The 19,046-nt window shown below is 71.9% G+C and carries 21 protein-coding genes and 1 tRNA gene; 7 read left to right on the forward strand and 15 right to left on the reverse strand.

Features of this window, described 5'->3' with window-relative positions:
* Positions 1-71: 71 nt before the first annotated feature.
* The 7 genes from ACA089_RS09665 to birA form a co-directional block, all read right to left on the reverse strand.
* A complete protein-coding gene (locus ACA089_RS09665) occupies positions 72-287 on the reverse strand; it encodes a CsbD family protein (RefSeq protein ID WP_372016248.1) in 216 nt (71 codons plus the stop codon).
* A gap of 224 nt (positions 288-511) precedes the next feature.
* Positions 512-664, reverse strand: a complete 153-nt coding sequence (locus ACA089_RS09670) for an entericidin A/B family lipoprotein (protein WP_162408484.1) — start codon at positions 662-664, stop codon at positions 512-514.
* Positions 665-760: 96 nt separating this feature from the next.
* Entirely contained in the window at positions 761-1,684 is a 924-nt protein-coding gene (rocF, locus tag ACA089_RS09675) for an arginase (RefSeq protein ID WP_372016250.1), read from the reverse strand.
* Between the two features lie 217 nt (positions 1,685-1,901).
* A tRNA-Thr gene (locus ACA089_RS09680) sits at positions 1,902-1,977 on the reverse strand.
* A 17-nt stretch (positions 1,978-1,994) separates the two neighbouring features.
* Entirely contained in the window at positions 1,995-2,642 is a 648-nt protein-coding gene (locus ACA089_RS09685; protein WP_372016254.1) for an SPOR domain-containing protein, read from the reverse strand.
* 24 nt (positions 2,643-2,666) lie between these two features.
* Entirely contained in the window at positions 2,667-3,413 is a 747-nt protein-coding gene (locus ACA089_RS09690) for a type III pantothenate kinase (RefSeq protein ID WP_372016256.1), read from the reverse strand.
* A complete protein-coding gene (gene birA, locus ACA089_RS09695; RefSeq protein WP_372016259.1) occupies positions 3,410-4,381 on the reverse strand; it encodes a bifunctional biotin--[acetyl-CoA-carboxylase] ligase/biotin operon repressor BirA in 972 nt (323 codons plus the stop codon). The genes ACA089_RS09690 and birA overlap by 4 nt, the downstream gene beginning before the upstream one ends.
* A gap of 130 nt (positions 4,382-4,511) precedes the next feature.
* Here birA and ACA089_RS09700 point away from each other — a divergent pair, with 130 nt between their 5' ends.
* Together ACA089_RS09700 and ACA089_RS09705 are read left to right on the forward strand one after the other, a co-directional pair.
* On the forward strand, positions 4,512-4,802 hold the full coding sequence (locus ACA089_RS09700) for a hypothetical protein (RefSeq protein ID WP_372016262.1): 291 nt from the start codon (positions 4,512-4,514) through the stop codon (positions 4,800-4,802).
* Positions 4,769-5,551: a M90 family metallopeptidase gene (locus tag ACA089_RS09705; protein ID WP_372017739.1), complete on the forward strand. Its 783-nt coding sequence runs from the start codon at positions 4,769-4,771 to the stop codon at positions 5,549-5,551. Before ACA089_RS09700 ends, ACA089_RS09705 begins: the two co-directional genes overlap by 34 nt.
* 52 nt (positions 5,552-5,603) lie before the next feature.
* Here ACA089_RS09705 and ACA089_RS09710 read toward each other — a convergent pair whose 3' ends face one another.
* The 8 genes from ACA089_RS09710 to ACA089_RS09745 all read right to left on the reverse strand — a co-directional run bounded on the left by ACA089_RS09710 (position 5,604) and on the right by ACA089_RS09745 (position 14,041).
* A complete protein-coding gene (locus ACA089_RS09710; protein WP_459077394.1) occupies positions 5,604-7,037 on the reverse strand; it encodes an ATP-binding protein in 1,434 nt (477 codons plus the stop codon).
* A gap of 34 nt (positions 7,038-7,071) precedes the next feature.
* Positions 7,072-7,755 (reverse strand): response regulator transcription factor, encoded by a 684-nt coding sequence (locus tag ACA089_RS09715; RefSeq protein WP_162408490.1) that lies wholly within the window; start codon positions 7,753-7,755, stop codon positions 7,072-7,074.
* A gap of 65 nt (positions 7,756-7,820) precedes the next feature.
* A complete protein-coding gene (locus ACA089_RS09720) occupies positions 7,821-8,075 on the reverse strand; it encodes a hypothetical protein (RefSeq protein WP_372017743.1) in 255 nt (84 codons plus the stop codon).
* 346 nt (positions 8,076-8,421) lie between these two features.
* On the reverse strand, positions 8,422-9,360 hold the full coding sequence (locus ACA089_RS09725; protein WP_372016265.1) for an arginine deiminase-related protein: 939 nt from the start codon (positions 9,358-9,360) through the stop codon (positions 8,422-8,424).
* Complete coding sequence (dusA, locus tag ACA089_RS09730) at positions 9,357-10,382, reverse strand: tRNA dihydrouridine(20/20a) synthase DusA (RefSeq protein ID WP_372016268.1); 1,026 nt, start codon at positions 10,380-10,382, stop codon at positions 9,357-9,359. The genes ACA089_RS09725 and dusA overlap by 4 nt, the downstream gene beginning before the upstream one ends.
* A gap of 132 nt (positions 10,383-10,514) precedes the next feature.
* Entirely contained in the window at positions 10,515-11,171 is a 657-nt protein-coding gene (locus tag ACA089_RS09735; protein ID WP_372016271.1) for a hypothetical protein, read from the reverse strand.
* Between the two features lie 17 nt (positions 11,172-11,188).
* Entirely contained in the window at positions 11,189-11,851 is a 663-nt protein-coding gene (locus tag ACA089_RS09740; RefSeq protein WP_372016273.1) for a response regulator transcription factor, read from the reverse strand.
* Positions 11,852-11,854: 3 nt separating this feature from the next.
* Positions 11,855-14,041 carry a two-component system sensor histidine kinase NtrB gene (locus ACA089_RS09745; RefSeq protein WP_372016275.1) on the reverse strand — a complete coding sequence of 729 codons (2,187 nt, stop codon included), beginning with the start codon at positions 14,039-14,041 and terminating at the stop codon, positions 11,855-11,857.
* Positions 14,042-14,285: 244 nt separating this feature from the next.
* On the opposite strand from ACA089_RS09745, the gene ACA089_RS09750 reads away from it, so the two are divergent.
* Genes ACA089_RS09750 through ACA089_RS09770 form a run of 5 tightly spaced genes read left to right on the forward strand, consistent with a single transcriptional unit; the run spans position 14,286 to position 18,856 of the window.
* Entirely contained in the window at positions 14,286-14,714 is a 429-nt protein-coding gene (locus tag ACA089_RS09750; protein ID WP_372016277.1) for a response regulator transcription factor, read from the forward strand.
* Positions 14,711-15,337, forward strand: coding sequence for a DUF3302 domain-containing protein (locus ACA089_RS09755; protein WP_372016279.1), 627 nt, complete (start codon positions 14,711-14,713; stop codon positions 15,335-15,337). Before ACA089_RS09750 ends, ACA089_RS09755 begins: the two co-directional genes overlap by 4 nt.
* A 12-nt stretch (positions 15,338-15,349) precedes the next feature.
* On the forward strand, positions 15,350-16,534 hold the full coding sequence (locus ACA089_RS09760; protein ID WP_372016281.1) for an HlyD family secretion protein: 1,185 nt from the start codon (positions 15,350-15,352) through the stop codon (positions 16,532-16,534).
* Positions 16,535-16,545: 11 nt separating this feature from the next.
* A complete protein-coding gene (locus tag ACA089_RS09765; RefSeq protein ID WP_372016284.1) occupies positions 16,546-18,009 on the forward strand; it encodes an efflux transporter outer membrane subunit in 1,464 nt (487 codons plus the stop codon).
* 22 nt (positions 18,010-18,031) lie between these two features.
* Positions 18,032-18,856 carry a hypothetical protein gene (locus ACA089_RS09770; RefSeq protein WP_372016287.1) on the forward strand — a complete coding sequence of 275 codons (825 nt, stop codon included), beginning with the start codon at positions 18,032-18,034 and terminating at the stop codon, positions 18,854-18,856.
* The last annotated feature ends 190 nt before the right edge of the window (positions 18,857-19,046 follow it).

A 19,046-nucleotide genomic window follows, 5' to 3' on the forward strand; every position in this document is an offset into this window, starting at 1 on the left:
CCGGGTCCACCGCCGTGGGGCCGGGAGCGATGTCGTCGTGCTCCCGGGCGTTCATCGGTCAACTCGCCACGTCAGTGGCGATACCGGTCGTCCAGCGACTTCTCGAACTCGCGCACTTCCTTCTCGGCGCGGTCCTGTTCCCAGCCGTAGCGCTCCTGCAGCTTGCCGGCCAGGTACTTGGCATTGCCTTCGGCCACGTCGAAATCGTCGTTGGTCAGGTCGCCCCACTTGGCCTGCATCTGGCCCTTCAGCTGCTTCCAGTTGCCGCCGATGATGTCGCGATTCATATGCTGCTCCTGCGTTGTCGGGGAAGAGAGAGGCGGCCCACGCCCGTGGACCGCGTGCACAGCTTCGCCCATCGTCCGTTCGCCGCCGATCCATCGCGCGTCAACGCGAGGTTATGCGGCTGAACCGATCATGCATGCGCCGTTGCAATGCCTGCATGTCCACGAATCCGCAAAAAGAAAAGGGCCGGATTCCCGGCCCTTTCCGCGACGCATGCCAGCTGCAATCAGCACTTGCCGTCCTTGCAGTCCTGCGCCTTGTCGTCGATCTTGTCGCCGGCGGCCTCGATGTCCTTGCCGGCGCCCGAAACGGTGTTGCAGGCCGACAGCATGGAGACGGAGAACAGGCTGAGCAGGGTCAGGGCGATGATGCGCTTCATGTCGGGATCCTCGTGACGGTGGACCGCACCGGGTGCGGGTTGGCGGCCAATCTGGCGACCCGGCCGTGGAACCGGCGTGAATGCGCCCGGCAATGTTCAGTCGCGCATCAGGGTCGACTTGCCGAACAGGCTTTCCACCAGGTCCACCGCCAGCTCGGCGGTGATGTTGTGGTCGTCGAGCACCGGGTTGAGCTCGACGATGTCCAGCGAACCCATCCGTCCGGTGTCGGCGATCATCTCCATCACCAGCTGCGCCTCGCGGTAGTTCGGCCCGCCGGGCACCACGGTGCCCACGCCCGGCGCGATGCCCGGGTCGAGGAAGTCGACGTCGAAGCTGACGTGCAGGTGGGTGTCGGCGTCGACCCCCTCCAGCGCCTGCAGCATGACCTGCTTCATCCCGACTTCGTCGATGTAGCGCATGTCGTAGATGTCCAGCCGGTGCTGCTTGACCAGACGCTTCTCCTCCGGATCCACCGAGCGGATGCCGATCTGGCGCACCTGGTGCGGCATCAGCGCAGGCGAATCGCCGCCGAGCCGGGTCAGCGCATCCGGCCCGAGCCCGCACAGGCAGGCCACCGGCATGCCGTGGACGTTCCCGGACGGGGTGACGGCGCTGGTGTTGAAATCGGCGTGCGCATCGAGCCACAGCACGCGCAGCTGCTTGCCGGTTTCGCGGCAATGCCGGGCGACCGCGGTGATCGAACCGATCGCCAGGCAATGGTCGCCCCCCAGCATCACCGGCATGCGCCCGGCGCGCAGTTCGCGCAGGCTCGCCTCCATCAGCGCGCCGTTCCACGCGACCACCTGCTCGAGGTGGCGATAGCCCTCGGTCGGCGGCTGCCACGGATTGGTCGGCCCGGCCAGGTTGCCGCAATCGCGCACGTCGACGCCGCGGCCGGCCAGGGCTTCGGCGATGCCGGCGATGCGCAGCGCCTCCGGGCCCAGCGACGCGCCGCGATGCCCGGCGCCGATGTCGGTGGGCACGCCGATGAGGGAAACGGAAGGAAATTTCTGGATCATGCAGTCGCGGATCGTTGGTGCGAAGCACCCAGTCTAGCCAGTGCCTCCCGCACAGACCCGCCGCAGCGCAGCGTGCACGGTCGCATCGCGGGCGCGCCTTGGCCTGACCCGTCGATCCACGCGCGCATGCGGCGCTGCTGCGGCAAGCGCCGCCGGCACGCCACCCAACGAAGGAGCACAAGGCGGCGCCCATGGCCACCGCAAGTCGAACGCCGGATGGTGCCGCCTATCCGATTCGAACGGATGACCTACCGCTTACAAGGCGGTTGCTCTACCAGCTGAGCTAAGGCGGCGCGGGGTGCGGCGGATTCTAGCGCAGGGTGGCGCAATCGCGGTCCTGCGCGGCGGGGAACGTGGCGCGGACCGTGGCGGCGTCCACGCTCCGGCCGTCGAGCCACCAGCGCGACGCACCGCTCGCGCCCTGTGCGCGGACCTCGGCGGGGAAGCCGGCGGCACGCAACGCCGCGGCGCGACGTTCCGCGGTCTCGCGGTTGCGATAGGCACCGAGCGCGATGGCGTTGGCATCGCCGCCCTGGTTCAGGACGATGAGGTCCTCGAAACCCGCGGCGGCGATGCGCGCTGCCGTGGCCTGGGCCTGCGCGCGGTCGCCGGCGGGCGGCAGCAGCACGCGATAACCCGTCGCCTGGCCGGCCTCCTCGGTCAGCGCGGCATCGCGCAGCAGGGCCCCGAGGCCCGCCTGCGCGACTTCGGCCGCGCCGCGGTCCGGGAACGGCCCCAGGCGCAGGCAGGTGGCGGGCGTTGTCGCCGGCACGGCCGGGGATGCCACCCGGGCAGGCGTGTCGTCCTGCATCGGCGCCGCGGCCAGCATCCTGAGTTCGACGCCTCCGGCCGTGGAGGTGGGCAGGACCGGCGCGGGCGGATCCGGCCGCAGCAGCCACCATGCCGCGACACCGAGATTGAGTGCGACAAGGATGACGATCAGGGCGCGAGCGAGCATGGGCGCCGATTCTATCCGAGCTTTTCAGGCCGCCGGCGCGCCATGCGCGCGGGCCCAGGTGGCCAGGCCCTCAAGCACCAGCGCCGGCCGCAGGGCGGCCTGCGGCAGCAGCGGCAGCAACGGCCCGGCGCCGCCGCCATGCATCACCAGCGGCGGCACCCGGCCGAGGCGGTCCGCCGCCTCGCGCAGCGACCTTTCCACCAGCGCGACGGCCGCCCCGTCGCACCCCGACGCCAGCGCAGCCTCGGTGTCGTCGGCGAATTCGGCATAGACGCCCCCCGCCGCCGGGAGCTGCACCGCACGCTGGTGCAGGGCCTGGCGCATGAGCGTCGGCGAGGCGGCGATGCGGCCGCCATGGTGGCGGCCATCGGCGCCGAGCAGGTCGATGGTCAGGGCCGTGCCGACACCGGCGACCAGCACGTCGCCGCCGATCGTGCGCGCACCCAGCAGCGCCAGGAACCGGTCCACGCCCAGCCGCTGCGGCTGGGCGTAGGCCACGCGCACGCCACCGCACTCGGCCAGCGTCCGGGCCACGTGGACCTGCTCGAAACGCTCGCGCAGCAGGGCGAGCACCTGGGCGGTCAGCGCCGGCGCGGCGACGCTGGCCAGCCACGCATGACGCCCGCGCGGAAGCGGTCCCTGGCTGGCATCGCCGGCCACCAGGGCGTCGGCCCCGTGCGGCCAGGCCAGGACGTCGCCGATCCCGCCTCCGGTTTCCCAGCGCGCGGCCTTGAACCGCGAATTCCCGAGATCGAACAGCCAGTCGCTCATTGCGCCCTCACGCTGACTTCGCCGGCATGGAAGACCCGCTCCGTGCCTGCGTCGCCGGTGCGCACGCGCAAGCCTCCGTCAGCGGCCAGGCCCATCGCCTGGCCGGTGACCGGCTCGCGCCCGGCGCTCACCCGCACCGCGCGGCCGGCCAGCGCATCGAGTGCGGCGTAGCGCGGGAGGAAGGGGGCCAGCCCCTCGACATCGAACGCGTCCAGCGCCGGGAGCAGGGCCGCGAGCACGGCCGCCGCGACCACGTTGCGCGACGGCGTGGCCGTGCTTCCGAGCTGGGCCAGGTCGGTCCATGGCTGGTCGATGGCACGCGTGGCCGCCTGCGGCAGGCGCACGTTGATGCCCACCCCGACCACCGCCTGCACCGGGCCGGCATGCTCGCCCCCGCCTTCGACCAGCAACCCGGCCAGCTTGCGATCGCCGGCGACCAGGTCGTTCGGCCATTTCAGGCCGACGTCGTGGTACCCCAGGCCGTGCAAGGCTTCGGCCACCGCCACCCCGGCCACCAGGCTCAGCCCGCCGAGGCGGGCCAGGCCGCCTTCGAAGCCGCGCCGCACCGACAAACAGACCTGCGCGCCGAGCGGGGAATTCCAGCTCCGGCCGAGGCGGCCCCGGCCGGCGGTCTGGCGTTCGGCCAGCAGCACCGCCGTCGCCGTCGTCGCCGGCCGGCGCAGGAGTTCGCTGTTGGTCGAATCCAGGCTCCAGGCGACCTCCAGCGTCCCGATACCGGCCGCCACCGCCGGCGGCAGGCCGGCGCGCAGGGCCGCGGCATCGAGCAGGTCGGCCGGCCGCGCCAGGGCGTATCCCCGCCCCGGGCGTGCCTCGATCTCCATGCCGGCCCCGCGCAGCGCCTGGATCCGCTTCCACACCGCGGCCCGGGTGACCCCGGCGTCGCGCGCCAGGGCGTCGCCCGATATCCCGCCCGCCCCCAGGCGGAGCAGCAGCTCGCGATCGTCCACGTGAATCCTCCGGCGCAGCGGCCAGTCAACCGGCCGATTATCGCCCGCCGGGCGGCGGCCCGGGCACATGCCAGCCGGCCCGCGGCGCGCTATAGTCGGGATATCCCGCCACCGGTCGATGGATCCGCCGATGAGCCGCCTGCTTACGCTGCTGTTGCTGCTCGCCGTCCCGGCGCTGTGCTGGGCGACGGCGTCCGAGTCCGGGACGGCGCCGAAGAACGGCGCCTGCGTCTACGCACGTCCCGCGCCGGCGGTCGCCGTGGCGGAGGCGGACGCGCCGCAGGCGCGGCCGGCCACGCCGCCCGCCGCACGCAGCACGCCCAGGCCGGCGGCGACCGGTGGCGGCGGCAGCGATGAGGCCACCGCGCCGCGCGTCCGCGGCAACCGCTGGCACAGCTTCCTGCCGGGCATGTTCCGCTGATCAAGACGTTGTCGCGCTGGCTGCGGCCGCGCCCCCCCGCACTCGACGACGTCCTCTGGCACCCCGCCTGCGCCGGCCTGCCGTGGGTCGCCGCGCTCGATCCGGCGCGACAGGAACGCCTGCGCGCGCTGGCGGCCCGCTTCCTGCACGAGAAGACCATCACCCCGCTCGACGGGCTGGAACTGGACGACGCGCAGCGCGTGCTGCTCGCCGCACTGTGCTGCCTCCCGCTGCTCGAGTTCGGCGAGGCCGGCCTGCGCGGCTGGTCGCAGCTGCTGGTCTACCCGGATGCGTTCCGGGTTCGCCGAAGCCACGTGGACGCCGCCGGCGTCCTCCACCAGTGGGACGACGAGCTGGCCGGCGAAGCGTGGGACCACGGCCCGCTGATCCTTTCCTGGGCCGACATCCTGGCGGACATCGCCGAACCGGATGCCGGGTACTGCGTGGCGGTGCACGAGATGGCGCACAAGATCGACGTGCTCGACGGCGAACTGGACGGCACCCCGCCGCTGCCCTCTTCCTGGCAGCGCACGTGGGCGCGCGATTTCCAGCGCGCCTACGACGCGTTCCGCGCCGACGTCGACGCGGGACGCGAGACGCACATCGATCCGTACGCCGCCGAGGCACCCGAGGAATTCTTCGCCGTCGCCACCGAGTACCACTTCTCCGCGCCGGCGCTGCTGGCGGCGGAGATGCCCGACGTGGCCGCGCACCTCGCCCGCTTCTACGGGCCGCCGCCCGCGGCATAGCCCCGCGCGGCCGGGCCCCCGCCGGTACCCGCGCCCACCCCGTCGCCGCGGCTCACAGGCCGGGCGGCAGCGTGACTTCGAAGCGTGCGCCGCCCAGTTCGGTCGAACGGGTCACCTGCAGTTCGCCGCGGTAGTCGCGGACGAGGTCCTGCACGATCGACAGGCCGATGCCGTGGCCCTGCACGCGCTCGTCGCCGCGGACGCCGCGCTGCAGGACCTTGGCCACGTCTTCCACCGCGATGCCCGGGCCATCGTCGTCGACCGCCAGCTGCAGGCCGGCGCGGCGGTTGGGCGCCGACGGGCCCGGCCGCGCGGTGAGCAGCACGCGATGGCGCGCCCACTTGAACGCGTTCTCGAGCAGGTTGCCCAGCAGCTCCTGCAGGTCGCCGGCCTCGCCGTAGAACTGCACGCCCGGGGCGACGTCGAATTCGCACAGCACGTTCTTGGCCGCGTAGACCTTTTCGAGCCCGCGCACGATCTCCTCGGCGGTGGATTCGATCGGCACCGGCGCGGAGAACAGCTTGTGGCCGCCGGAGGCGGCGCGCGCGAGCTGGTAGGACACCAGGTCGTTCATGCGCTTGAGCTGGACGTCGAGCTCCTGGCGCAGCGCCACTTCCCGCACCCCGCCTTCGTCCTTGCCCGCGTCGAGCTGGGTGCGCAGCACCGCCAGCGGCGTCTTCAGGCTGTGGGCCAGGTCCGCCAGCGTGTTGCGCTGGCGATCCAGGTGCTCGCGCTCGCTCTCGATCAGCGCGTTGATGCTCTCGGTCAGCGGCTCGAGTTCCCGCGGATGGCGTTCGCTCATGCGTTGCAGCTGGCCGCGCTGCACGCGGACGAGTTCGGCGATCACGCGCTGCAGCGGGCGCAGGCTCCAGTTGAGGATCACCACCTGGAGCAGCAACAGGAACAGGCCGGCGCCGCCCAAGTAGACCCACAGCGCGGCGCGGAACACGCGCACCTGCGCGGCCAGGGTCTGCGCGTCCTCCATCACGAAGATCGTGTAGGGGAACTCGTTGTCGGGCCCGCGCTCGGCCCAGACCAGGCCGATGCCGTAGCGGTACACCTCGCCCTGGCTGCCGTCGATCTGGGTGATCGCCAGCGGCCCGTCGAAGCGCTCCTGGCGCGGTTCGAGCTGGCCGGCGACCTCGGGCAGCAGCGGCCCTTCCGCCGACAGCGAGGCCCAGTGGCCGCTCGGCATCACCACCTCGGCGTACAGGCCGCTGCCGGGGCGGTGGAAGCGCGGATCGGGGCCGAGCTCGGGCGTGTACAGCGAACCGTCCCGACCGAAGTCGATGTTGTCCGCATACGCCATCGCGTAGCTCTTCAGCCGCTGGCGCAGGTTGGCCTCGGCAGTTTCGGCGAACGCCCGGTCCAGGGCGAAACCGGCCAGCATCAGGAAGGCGACCAGGCTGGCGCTTGCCGCGGTGAGCTGGCGTGCCTTGAGCGAGCGCGGCCGCCATGGCCGGAACCCGAATCGACTGCGCTCCACAAGGTCCCCTGGCGGCTGTCCGCGCCTTCCGCGGTCAGCCGTCGGTGCGGGCGATGGCGAAGCGGTAGCCGCGGCCGCGCACGGTCTCGATCGGCTTCAGCTCGCCGTCCGGGTCCAGCTTCTTGCGCAGGCGGCCGATGAAGACCTCCAGCACGTTCGAGTCGCGGTCGAAATCCTGCTGGTAGATGTGCTCCGTCAGGTCGGCCTTCGAGACCAGTTCACCGGCGTGCATCATCAGGTACTCGAGCACCTTGTACTCGTAGCTGGTGAGGTCGACGTTGCTGCCCGACACGCTGACCGTCTGCGCCGCCAGGTCCAGCGCGACCGGGCCGCATTCGAGCACCGGCTTGCTCCAGCCGGCCGCGCGACGCACCAGCGCATTGAGGCGCGCCAGCAGTTCTTCGACATGGAACGGCTTGACCAGGTAGTCGTCGGCGCCCTGCTTGAGGCCCTCGACCTTGTCCTGCCAGCTCGAACGCGCGGTCAGGATCAGCACCGGGAAGTTCTTGCCCTCGTCACGCAGCGCCTTGACCAGCTCCATGCCCGACATCTTCGGCAGGCCGAGGTCGATGATGGCCACGTCGAACGGCACCTCGCGGCCCATGTACAGGCCTTCCTCGCCGTCCTGGGCGGCATCGACCGCGAAGCCCTCGCGCTTGAGGCGCGCGGCCAGCGTTTCCCGCAGCGGCGCTTCGTCTTCGACCAGAAGGATACGCATGCACTCTCCCTGAGTTGCGGTGTTCTGTGGCTTCCTCGCCCGGCCCCCGGCCGGACGCTCAGTGTCTATCGCTCGCCGTTATCGGCGCGTCGCGGCGGTCGCCGCTCGCGCGCGCCCGACTCGTCGGTGTAGTCCATATAGCGGACCCGACCGCGATCGTCCATGTACTTGACCCGGGTGATGCTGCGCCCTTCGAAGGGCACCTGCTCGGCGCCGAGGATCTGGCCGCCGGTCGAACGCTGGACCCGGCGCACGGCATCGGACATCGAATGGTTGGCCGGCGCCGGCGCTTCCGCACGCACCGTCGGGCGGGCGTCCATGGCCTGGCGGATGTCCGGCGCCGCGTTGCGCCGACGCTGGACCAGCGATTCGCGCATCCCCACCTCGCGGCCCGACTGCCGCGGCCCCGCCTCGGGGCCCGCACGCCGCGGTTCCTGGGCACCGGCCACGGCCGCGCCGAGCGCGAGCGGCAACATGGCGATGGCGAGGCGGAACAGGCGAGGCATCACGACTTCCTAACGGACTCTGGCGGCAATGGCAAATCCGACCCTTGCCCAGGGTCGGCATCCAGTGCTCCGGCTGGGCGGAGATGTTCGTTAGAAAGCGGTGAATCCGGTCTGAACTTATCCACATCCGGGGCCCCTGCCATTCAGCCCCTGGACGCGCTCAGAACACCTCCGCGACACAGCAGCGCAGCGAACCGCCACCCGCCTCGATCGCCCCAAGGGGCATGTGGGCCAGCTCGAAGCCGGCCCGCGCCAGGGCCTGGCGCTGGTCCGGGCCCAGCGAGGCCGCGGCGATCCCGCTCATCCAGACCCGGCGCGGCGACAGCGCGATCGCGTTGGCGGCGAAGGCGGCCTGCTGGCGGGGATCCAGCCACACCGCGTCCGCGTAGAGCGTGGCGATGGCCGAGGCCACCCGGGGATCGGCGAAGCCGGACGGACTGGCCAGCAACGCCCGCCCGGCCAGCACCGCCAGCACCACGTTGGCGTGGTACTCGCCGGGCGCCAGGTCGAACAGGAGCGTCGCCCGCAGCCCGAACGCCTCGTGCATCAGCCGCGCACCCGGCTCGTCGCAGCGTTCGGACAGGCCGCAGTAGCCGAGGCCGCGGGCGCGGTCGATCACGATCGAGCCGGTCAGTTCGCAAGGATGGGGCTGCTGCGACAGGTCCACCTCGGAGGTGCCGGCCAGGTCGCGGAAGAAGGCCCGGATGTCGGGCCGCTGCGCTTCGCGCCGGCGCACCGGATGGCGCATGCGGCCGATCACCAGGCGGGGCGCCGCGCCCGGATGGGTCGCCGCGTCCGGGCGCATGCTGGCGAACACGTTGTTCGCGAACACCGCGTCCGGCGCCGCGGGATCGCCGGGGAAGGTGAAGACGGGCACGTCCGCGGCCAGGGCGCGCTGCAGCGCACGGTGCTCGGCCAGGGCGCGCTCGCAGTCGTACCCCGCGGCGTGGGCCATGTAGCGGTTGTCGAGCGCGGATTCCTCGGCGCGGGCGAAGCCTTCCGGCGTGACCAGGAACGCCGCGCGGGCGGTGGCGGGGCCGAAGTCCGGCCGGCTGCCGCGCGCCAGGGCGACGAAGGCATCCGCGTCGCGGGTGATCACGCGGCCGCGCGCCCCGCCTGTGCCGTTGCCGCGAGCGCGCGCTCGACCAGCGCCCACCCCGCGCCCTCGCGGTGCGCGCCCTCGCTCAGCACCTGGCGGAATGCGCGGCCGCCGGGTTGGCCGTGGAACAGCCCGAGCACGTGCCGGGTGATGTGCTTGAGCGCCACCCCCTGCTCGAGCCGGCCTTCGACGTAGGGGCGCAGCCCGCGCAGCAGCCCGGCGCGGTCGCGCGCCTCTCCGCCGTAGCACTCGACGTCCAGCAGGTGCAGCAGGTACGGGTCGTGGTACGCGGCACGGCCGAGCATCACGCCGTCGACATGCGCCTGTTGCGCCTGGACCGCGGCCCGGGTGGCGAGGCCGCCGTTGACCAGCACCTGCAGGTCCGGGCGCTCGCGCTTGAGCCGCCAGGCCCATTCGTAGCGCAGCGGCGGGATTTCCCGGTTCTCCTTGGGCGACAGGCCCTGCAGCCAGGCGTTCCGCGCATGGACCACGAACGTGGCGCAGCCGGCGGCGGCCACCGTGTCGACGAACGCGCGGAAGCGGTCGTAGTCATGCTCGTCGTCCACCCCCAGCCGGCACTTCACCGTCACCGGGACCGGCACCGCGGCGGCCATCGCCGCCACGCAGTCGGCGACCAGCCCGGGCTCCCGCATCAGGCAGGCGCCGAAGCGGCCGGCCTGGACCCGGTCCGACGGGCAGCCGCAGTTGAGGTTGATCTCGTCGTACCCGCGGTCGGCGCCGATCCGCGCCGCCTGCGCCAGCACCTGCGGCTCGCTGCCGCCCAGCTGCAGCGCCAGCGGATGCTCGACCGGATCGAAGCCCAGCAGGCGCTCGCGGTCGCCGAGCACGACCGCATTGGCGTGGACCATTTCCGTGTACAGGCGCGCGTGGGGCGCCAGCAGGCGGTGGAACGCCCGGCAGTGGCGGTCGGTCCAGTCCATCATCGGGGCGACCGACAGCCGCGCGGAGGCCGCGTAGCGGGGGGTCTGGGACGGGCTGGAGGGAAGGATGGCTGTTTCCATGGCTCGGAACCGGGGACGTCCCGGCATTCGCGGGCTTGGCGCGCACATGCTACAGACTCGGGGCGGCCGGGTGACGGGCCCGCCGCCACCCCCGCCCGGCCTGCAGCCCGCGTACAGGCGGGGGGTATGGGCTCAGCCGCCCAGGGCGATGGTCAGCAGCGCCAGGACCACGCCCAGCGCGGTCATGCCCAGGCCGACCCGCAGCGCCGGACGGTCGATGCTGCGGGCGTAGACCACCCCGGCCAGGAACAGCATCGCCAGGGCGATGGCGTTGGACAGGCGCATCGCCGGGCCGACGCGGTCGAGGAACAGGAACGGCAGCGCCAGCGGGAAGGTGGTGAACACCACCAGCAGGCCGACCCCGAGCGCACCGAGCCAGTCGCGGCGCGCCAGCCGCGCGTGTCCCGGCGGCTCGGACAGCGCGGCCAGGCGTGCGCGCAGCATCTCCACTTCGTCCTGCCGCAGCAGCGAGGCCACCAGCGGCGGCAGGGCCGCGGCCAGCGCGGCGCGGCCGGAGGCCGGGTCGACCGCGCCATGCACCGACCGGAACATCCGCAGTTCGGCCGCGCGGTCGGCGCGGCAGGCCATCAGGTAGATGATCCCGTCGATGACGCCCCAGGCGATGTTGCAGCCGAGCGCGCCGATGAACATCGCGCGGACGTCGTCGCGCCCGGCATCGGCGATGCTCAGGGTGCCGGTGAACGTCATGGTCATGATCACGCCGAACAGGATCTCGGCAGCGCGTTCGCCAGGCTCCAGGATCCGACGCGATTCGGGGAACAGGGCCATCGCCGCGGCCGGCGTGCTCAGCCGCGCGCGGCGCGGCGCACCTCGGGGCGCGCGGCGGCCGCGTCGGCCCGCGGGGCGCTGCCCTCCAGTCGCTCCATGAACCGCACCAGGTCCACCAGCGAGCGGATGTGCAGCTTGTGCATGATCCGCGAGCGATGGACCTTGATCGTCTTCTCGGCGATGCCGAGGTCGCCCGCGATCTGCTTGTTGAGCCGTCCGGTCACCAGGTGCGGCACCAGTTCGCGCTCGCGCGGGGTGAGGGTCGAGAACAGGGCCCTGGCGTCTTCGCGGTCGTGGCTGCGGTTGCGCATCTCGTCGTTCATGCGCACGCCGCGGTTGACCGCCGCCAGCAGCGCGTCCACGTCCACCGGCTTGGTCAGGAAGTCGATCGCCCCGGCCTTCATCGCCCTCACGCTGCTGGCGATGTCGCCGCGCCCGGTAAGGAAGACCACCGGGTGGACGGCGCCACGCTCGGCCAGCATGGCCTGCAGCTCCAGGCCGTCCATGCCCGGCATCGACAGGTCCAGCACGATGCAGCCGGTGGTCGCCGGGTCGTAGCGTTCGAGGAATTCCTGGGTGGACGCGCTGAGCGCGACCTGGAACCCGTCGGTGGCCAGCAGCCGCGCCAGCGCCTTCAGCACATCGGGATCATCGTCGACGACATGGACAACGGAAGACATGGCCTACCCCTGCACCGGCAATTCGAAGGAAACGCGCGCACCCCGCGGCTTCACGTTCTCCGCCCAGATGCGCCCGCCATGGGCCCGGATGATGGTCCGGCACACCGCCAGCCCCATCCCCATCCCGCTCGCCTTGGTGGTCTCGAACGGGGTGAATATACGCTCCAGCATCCCGTCGTCGATACCGCTGCCGGTGTCGACCACCTCGGTGCATACGCCGGTATCGGACCGGTTGGTCCGCACCCGGACGATGCGCTCGCCGCGCTCCTCGGGCAGCGCGTCGCAGGCGTTGCGGATCAGGTTCATCAGCACCTGCTGCAGCTGGATCGCATCGCCGCGGCAGGCCGGCAGCCCGGGCATCAGGTTCAGGCGGTACGAGACGCGCCGGTTGAGCAGGTCGTTGCGCATCAGCCGCACGCATTCCTGGACCACTTCGTTGACGTCCAGCGGCACGAACTCGCGCGCCTCGCGGCGGAGCATGCCGCGCAGGCGCCCGATCACTTGCCCGGCGCGGCGGTCGGTCTCGACGATGTCGGCGAGGATCTCGTGGACCTGCTCCAGGTCGCTCGGGTCGCGGTGGAGGATGCGCTGGGCGGCCTGCGCGTTGCTCAGGATCGCCGCCAGGGGCTGGTTGAGCTCGTGGGCCAGCGAGCCGGACAGTTCGCCGAGCATCGTCACGCGCGCCAGGTGGGCCACGCTCTCGCGCTCCATCGCCATCTCGTACTCGAGCTGCTTGCGCGCGCTCAGGTCGGTGACCGCCACCATGACCCGCAGTTCGCCGTCCAGCTCGACCGCGCTCAGGCGGGCCTCGATCGGGAACTGCTCGCCGTCGCGGCGCAGGCCATGGACGTCGCGCGTGGCGGCCATCGCCCGGGGTGACGCATCGTCCAGGTAACGCATCCGCTCGCGCAGGTGCAGCTCGCGGACGTCGTGCGGCACCAGCGCCTCGACCGGGAGGCCGACCAGCTCCTCCGGCGGGTACCCGAAGATGCGCGCGGCCTCGAGGTTGGCATAGCGCACTGTCCCGCAGGGTTCGACCAGCAGCAGCGCGCTCGGCGCCGACTCCAGCAGCGTGCGCAGGATGCCGGACTCTTCGCGCCGGCGGGTGACGTCGATGGTCACGCCGCGCACGGTGCGCGGGTGGCCGGCGGCGTCGTGCTCGACGTTGCCGCGCAGGCGTATCCAGGCGCGGACGCCGTCGGGCCGGCGGACGCGGTAGTCGATTTCGTATTCCGGTGCGGCTATGGCTTCGCGGAACATGCGCTCCGCTTCCTCGGGCGACTCGGCATGGGCGAACAGCGCCCCGGGCGGCGCATCCCCGGCCGCCGGCTGGCCCAGCAGCAGCGCGTTGGTCGCGTTCTGGTTGAAGCTGCCGCGCGCCATGTCCCATTGCCACAGGCCGAGGCGGGCCGCCGACGCGGCCAGCTCCAGTTCGCGCTGGCGGCCAAGGCTGCGCTGCTCGCTCTCGCGCAGCATCGTGTCCAGGCGCTGGGCGCGGAACAGCTCGCGCAGCAGCAGCGCGCTCAGCAGGCCGACCAGGACCACGAAGCTGGGCGAGGTGCCCAGCGGCAGCCGCGGCAGGCCCAGCACCACGGTCAGGGTCGCCGCGAGCATGGTGACCACCATCAGCAGCCAGCCGCCGCAGACCAGCAGGGCGCTGTCCCACAACGGCGAACCGCGCGGGACCCGGTACAGGGTCTGCGCCAGGTAGACCACGACCAGCACGTTGCTGATCTGGGCCACGATCGCCCACGGATTGAGCGGGCCGACGGGATAGGCCACGTCCGCGCCCAGCCAGGCCACGTGGCCGACCCGCTCGACGGCCTCGAAGTTGAGGTTGACCCCGGTGGCGAAGTTCAGCACCAGCGCCATCAGCCGCGTCCCCGCCGCGGCCATGCCGAGCAGCGGCGAGCCCACGCCGTACATGACATGCGTGGCGTACAGCACCGACCAGACCAGGGTCGCGATCGCCACGTGCCAGTAGAGGATCACGTCGGCCATCGCCGCCGGGGTGCCGGCGCGGAAGCTGGCCAGTTCGAACAGGGCGATCGCGCCGACCGAGGCGGCGGCGACGGCGAAGGCCAGGTAGCTACGCTCGTGGCGGCGATTGACCCAGAGCACGGCGTGCATCAGCCCGAGCATGAAGCTCGCGGCTGCCAGCATCGGCCATGCATAGTCGACCCAATCCATCGGCTGTCCCGTTGACCACGTCACGAGCGCGGACACGCCGGCGGTCCTCCGACCGCACCCCCGGTGGCCGCTCCCCTTGCGACCCCGGTACGGCGCATTCCATTGCCACCTTCCGCCGCGGCACCCCTGGATCCCGCGGCCCGGCACGGCCATCCTCGCACAGCGGGCATGACAATAAAAACAGTGCCCCGCATAGGGCCAACGGCCAATTGCCGCCCCGGGGGGGGCGGGCGATGGTGCCCCCATGCCGGGGAAGCCGCCCATTGTTGCCGTGGTCGATGACGAGGAGGACGTGCGGCTGTCGCTGCAGCGCCTGCTGCGCTCGGCCGGCTTCGAGGTCCTGGCCTACGGCTCGGGCACCGAGTTCCTGCGGCACGTGACCGACAGCTCGCCGGACTGCGTCGTGCTGGACATGCACATGCCTCGGCTGACCGGCCTGGACGTGCAGGCCGCCCTGCGCGAGCGCCAGCTGGGCGTGCCGGTGGTGATCCTGACCGGCAACGAGACCGCCGACATGCGGGCCGCGGCCTTCGCCGCCGGGGTCGACGACTACCTCGCCAAACCGGTCGACGACGACGTGCTGATCAACGCGATCGTCGCGGCCATGCACCACCACGGGCGTCCGCGCGAACCCGTCGCCGGCGGCCCCGCGACATCGAAGGGACCCCCATGATCCACGCCCGCTCCACCCGCTTCCCCCTCCTCGCCGTGGCCGTGCTGGCGGCCACGACGTGGCCCGGCCGCGCCGAGGCCTCGCTGCTGAGCGGCGAGGCGCTGGACACCATGGCCAACGTGATCGCGTGGATCGCGCTGATCATCGTGCCGGTGGTGCTGATCAGCGTGTTCTGGATCGTCCACATCCTGCCGGAGAAGATCGCGCACAAGCGGCGCCACCCGCAGCTGGCCGCGATCAAGACCCTGTGCCTGCTGTCGCTGTTCTTCGGCGGGCTGCTGTGGCCGCTGGCCTGGCTGTGGGCGTACACCAAGCCGGTGCTGCACAAGATGGCCTACGGCACCGACCAGGACGACCACGACGACCACGACGCGGCGGTGACCCCGTTCAAGGACGCCTCCGGCGAGCCGGTCCCGCTGCACGGGCCGGCCACCGCGGCACCGGTGGCGACGGCACCGCTGGCCACGGCCCCCGTGGCAGCGGTGGTGGCGGCGCCCGCGAGCGCACCGGCGGCCGAACTGGAAGAACTCCGCAAGCGCCTGCGCGCGCTGGAGATGGCAATGGCGATGGCACCGGGGCCCGGGCGCGCGGCGCCGGCGGCCGACGGCGGCGACAGGACCTGAGGCGAGGCCACCATGGAAATCATCCTGCTGCTGATCTATTCGTTCTTCGTCTGGCTGATCTTCTTCAAGTTCAAGTGGCTGCCCTGGAACTTCATCTCCCAGATCATCGTGGTCTCGCTGCCGATCTTCGCGCTGACCGCGCTGATCCTGGTGCTCAACGTGGTCGCGCCCTCCTCGGCCGACGTCCGGGTCATCAACTACGTGGTCCAGGTGGTGCCGCGGGTGGCCGGGCGGGTGATCGAGGTCCCGGTGGAGGCCAACCGCCCGGTGAAGAAGGGCGACGTGCTGTTCCGGATCGACCCGGTGCCGTTCCAGCAGCAGCTGCGCGCGCTGGAAGCCAAGCTGCCGGAAATGGAGGCGCGGCTGGACTCGGCCCAGGCCTACCAGCGCGAACTGGACGAACAGCTCAAGTCGGCCCGCTCCACCCGCACCGCGGTCGCCTCGCGCCTGGCCCTGGCCGAGCGCCGCGAGAAGCAGACCGCTGAACTCGCCAGCACCGGCGCCGGCTCGGTGTTCGACCGCGAGCAGGCCGAAACCGAAGCGGCCAGCCTGCGCGCGGAACTGGCCTCGGCCACCGCCACGGTGGCCCAGGTCGAGCAGAAGCTGTCGGCGCGCACCGACGAGGACCAGCTGTCCGAAGTGGCGCAGGCGCAGGCGGCGATCGAGCAGCTGCGCGCGCAGATCGTGGAGGCGAACTGGCAGCTGGAGCAGACCACCGTCTACGCGCCGGCCGACGGCAGCGTGATCAACCTGCAGCTGCGCGTGGGCTCCTACGCGGCCAACCTGCCGATGGCGCCGGTGATGAGCTTCGTCGAGAAGGAGCAGTGGGTGCTGGCGATGTACGCGCAGAACGAGCTGCGCTACGTGGCCCCGGGCAACGAGGCCGAAGTGGCGCTGAAGGTCATGCCGAACCGGATCATCAAGTGCGAGGTGGATTCGGTGGTGTGGGCATCGAGCACCGGGCAGCTGCCGATCGGCGGGATGCTGCCGGGCCAGAACGTCACCCAGCCGGTGCCGCCGGGGAAGATCGCCGTGCGCCTGCGCCCGGTCGGTGCCGACGAGACCACCTTCCTGGCGATGGGCGCGCAGGGCCAGGGCGCGATCTACACCGAGCGCGGCGCGCTGATCCACATCATCCGCAAGGTGATCATCCGGGTCGGCACCAAGCTCGACTGGCTCGTCCTCAAGCTGCACTGACGCACATGCACATGCGCACCGCCCTGCCGTCCGTCCCCACCGCGCTGCGCACGGCGGCCACCGTCTTCGTGCTCGGCCTGGCCACGGGTTGCGCGGTGCTGCCCGAGCCCACCGCCACCGAGGTCCAGGCGCAGGCGCTGGGCAAGGTCGTGGTGCCGCCGAACTGGTCGGCCGAGGCCAGCGCCGCCCAGGTCGACGAGGGCTGGCTGGCCAGCTTCAACGACCCGGAGCTCTCGCGCCTGGTCCACGAGGCGCTGGAGAACAACCCGGACCTGTGGGTGGCCTCGGCCCGGCTGGAGATGGCCAACGCCCAGGTCGACATCGCCGAGGCCCAGCTCAAGCCGGCGATCGGCGTGCTGGGCCGCGCCGGCAACAAGCCGGTCGCCGACCTGGTCGCGCTGCTCAGCGGCGTGATGCTGCGGATGTCCTGGGAGATCGACCTGTGGGGGCGCATGCGCTACGCGCGCAACGCCGCCCGCGCCTCGCGCGACGCCACCAGCGCCGACTACCGCTACGCCCAGCAGTCGCTGGCCGCCTCGGTCGCCCGTGCCTGGTTCGTGGCCAGCGAAACCCGGCTGCAGCAGCAGCTGGCGGCCGACATGGTCGATGCCTCGAGCGGGCTGCTGGCGATGAGCGAGCAGCGCCGCAAGGTCGGCATCGGCACCGATGCGGAGATCATGTCGGCCCGCGCCAACCTGGCCAGCTACGCCGATGCCCAGCAGCAGATGGAACTGGCGCACCGCCAGGCGCTGCGCGCGCTGGAACTGCTGCTCGGCCGCTACCCCGGCGCCACGCTCGCCGCGCGCGATTCGCTGACGCCATTCCCGGGCCCGGTCCCGGCCGGCATCCCGGCCGACGTGCTCAACCGCCGGCCGGACATGGTCGCCGCCGAGCGCCGCGTCGCCAGCGCGTTCGATCGGGTCGGCGAGGCCAAGGCCTCGATGCTGCCCAGCCTGTCGCTGTCGGCCGGCTACGGCCGGATCAGCAACGAGGCCGTGCAGATGCGCGGCGACCTCGAGCAGACCACGTCCAGCGCCGCCGCCACTGCCATGGTGCCGCTGTACACCGGCGGCGCGCTGACCGCCCAGGTGGCGGTCCGCACCGCCGAACAGAAGGTCGCGGTCGCCGACTACGCCCGCCGCGCGCTGGTCGCGCTGGGCGAGGTCGAGGATGCGCTCAATGCCGAGCGCGTCCTGGCCGAGCGCGAACGCATCCTCGGCGACGCCGCCGCCGCCGGCCGCGATGCCACCCGCCTGGAACAGGACGCGTACCGGGTCGGCAAGTCCGACCTGCGGGCGGTGAACCAGCGCCAGCTGGCGCAGTGGGCCGCCGAAGTCGCGCTGCTCAACGTCCAGCGCGAGCGGCTGGTCCGGCGCATCGACCTGCACCTGGCGCTGGGCGGCAGCTTCGGCGAAGCCCCGCTCGCCGCCTCCGGCCCCGTCCTCTCCGATCCGCAAGCCTCCTCCAACCACTGACCCCGGACCCAAGGGAGCCGCCATGAAGCCCCGCATCCTCGCCCCGCTCGCCGCCGCCCTGCTCGCCGCCACCGCGTTCGACTGCGCCGCGCTCGAACCGCTCGACACCTTCAGCTTCCGGGTGGGCGGCTACATCACCGAATTCGACACCAAGGTGCGCGCCGACGGCCAGACCGGCGACGGCACCAACATCGACCTGGAACGCGACCTGGGCATGAACCAGAGCAACACCGTCGCCTTCGTCGGCGCGACCTGGCGGCCGTGGGAGAAGCACGAGTTCGGCCTGTCCTACTACCAGGACGACGCTTCGGCGACCAAGCAGATCGACCGCGACATCGAGTTCGACGGCGAAACCTACGAGACCTCCAGCACGCTGCGCGCCGAACTGGACCTGGACGCCTACGAGGCCTACTACGTCTACTGGGCCGCCGACCGCGACACCTGGACGATGGGCCCGCGCCTGGGCCTGGTGTGGTACCGGATCGGCCTGGGCCTGTCGCTGGAAGTGGACGCCAATGGCAATCCGGTCGGCAGCGGCGGCATCAGCGGCAAGGTCGACGCCGACCTGCCGGCGCCGTCGATCGGTGGCAGCTGGCGCTGGGTCCCCGGCGGCAGCGACTGGCGCCTGTCGGCCGACCTCGGCTATTTCGCCGCCGACATCGACAGCATCGACGCGGATGTGACCTTCGGCCGCTTCGGCGTGGAGTGGTTCCCCTGGGACAACTGGGGCGCCTCGCTGGACTACACCATGCGCCGGATCGAGGCCGACGCCGAGAAGACCAGCTTCGACGGCAATTTCCGCTTCATCGACAACGGCCTGCGGCTCGGCGTGGTCTACCGCTTCTGAGCAAGGCTGCGGGACGCGTTCGCTGACCGCGACAGTTAACTGAATACGCCTTGGGTGGCCGTGCCGGGGCCGTTCTCATGCCTGGCGCAATGCCGGCAGGCCTTGTGCCGCCGACACCCGGTGGTGGCCACGCGACCGCGGCAGGCGGTGTCCCGTCCCGCCTGCCGCGTAGTGCCAAGAGCCAATACAA

The sequence above is a fragment of the Pseudoxanthomonas fibrivorans genome (genome assembly GCF_041464125.1).
Lineage (GTDB): Bacteria > Pseudomonadota > Gammaproteobacteria > Xanthomonadales > Xanthomonadaceae > Pseudoxanthomonas.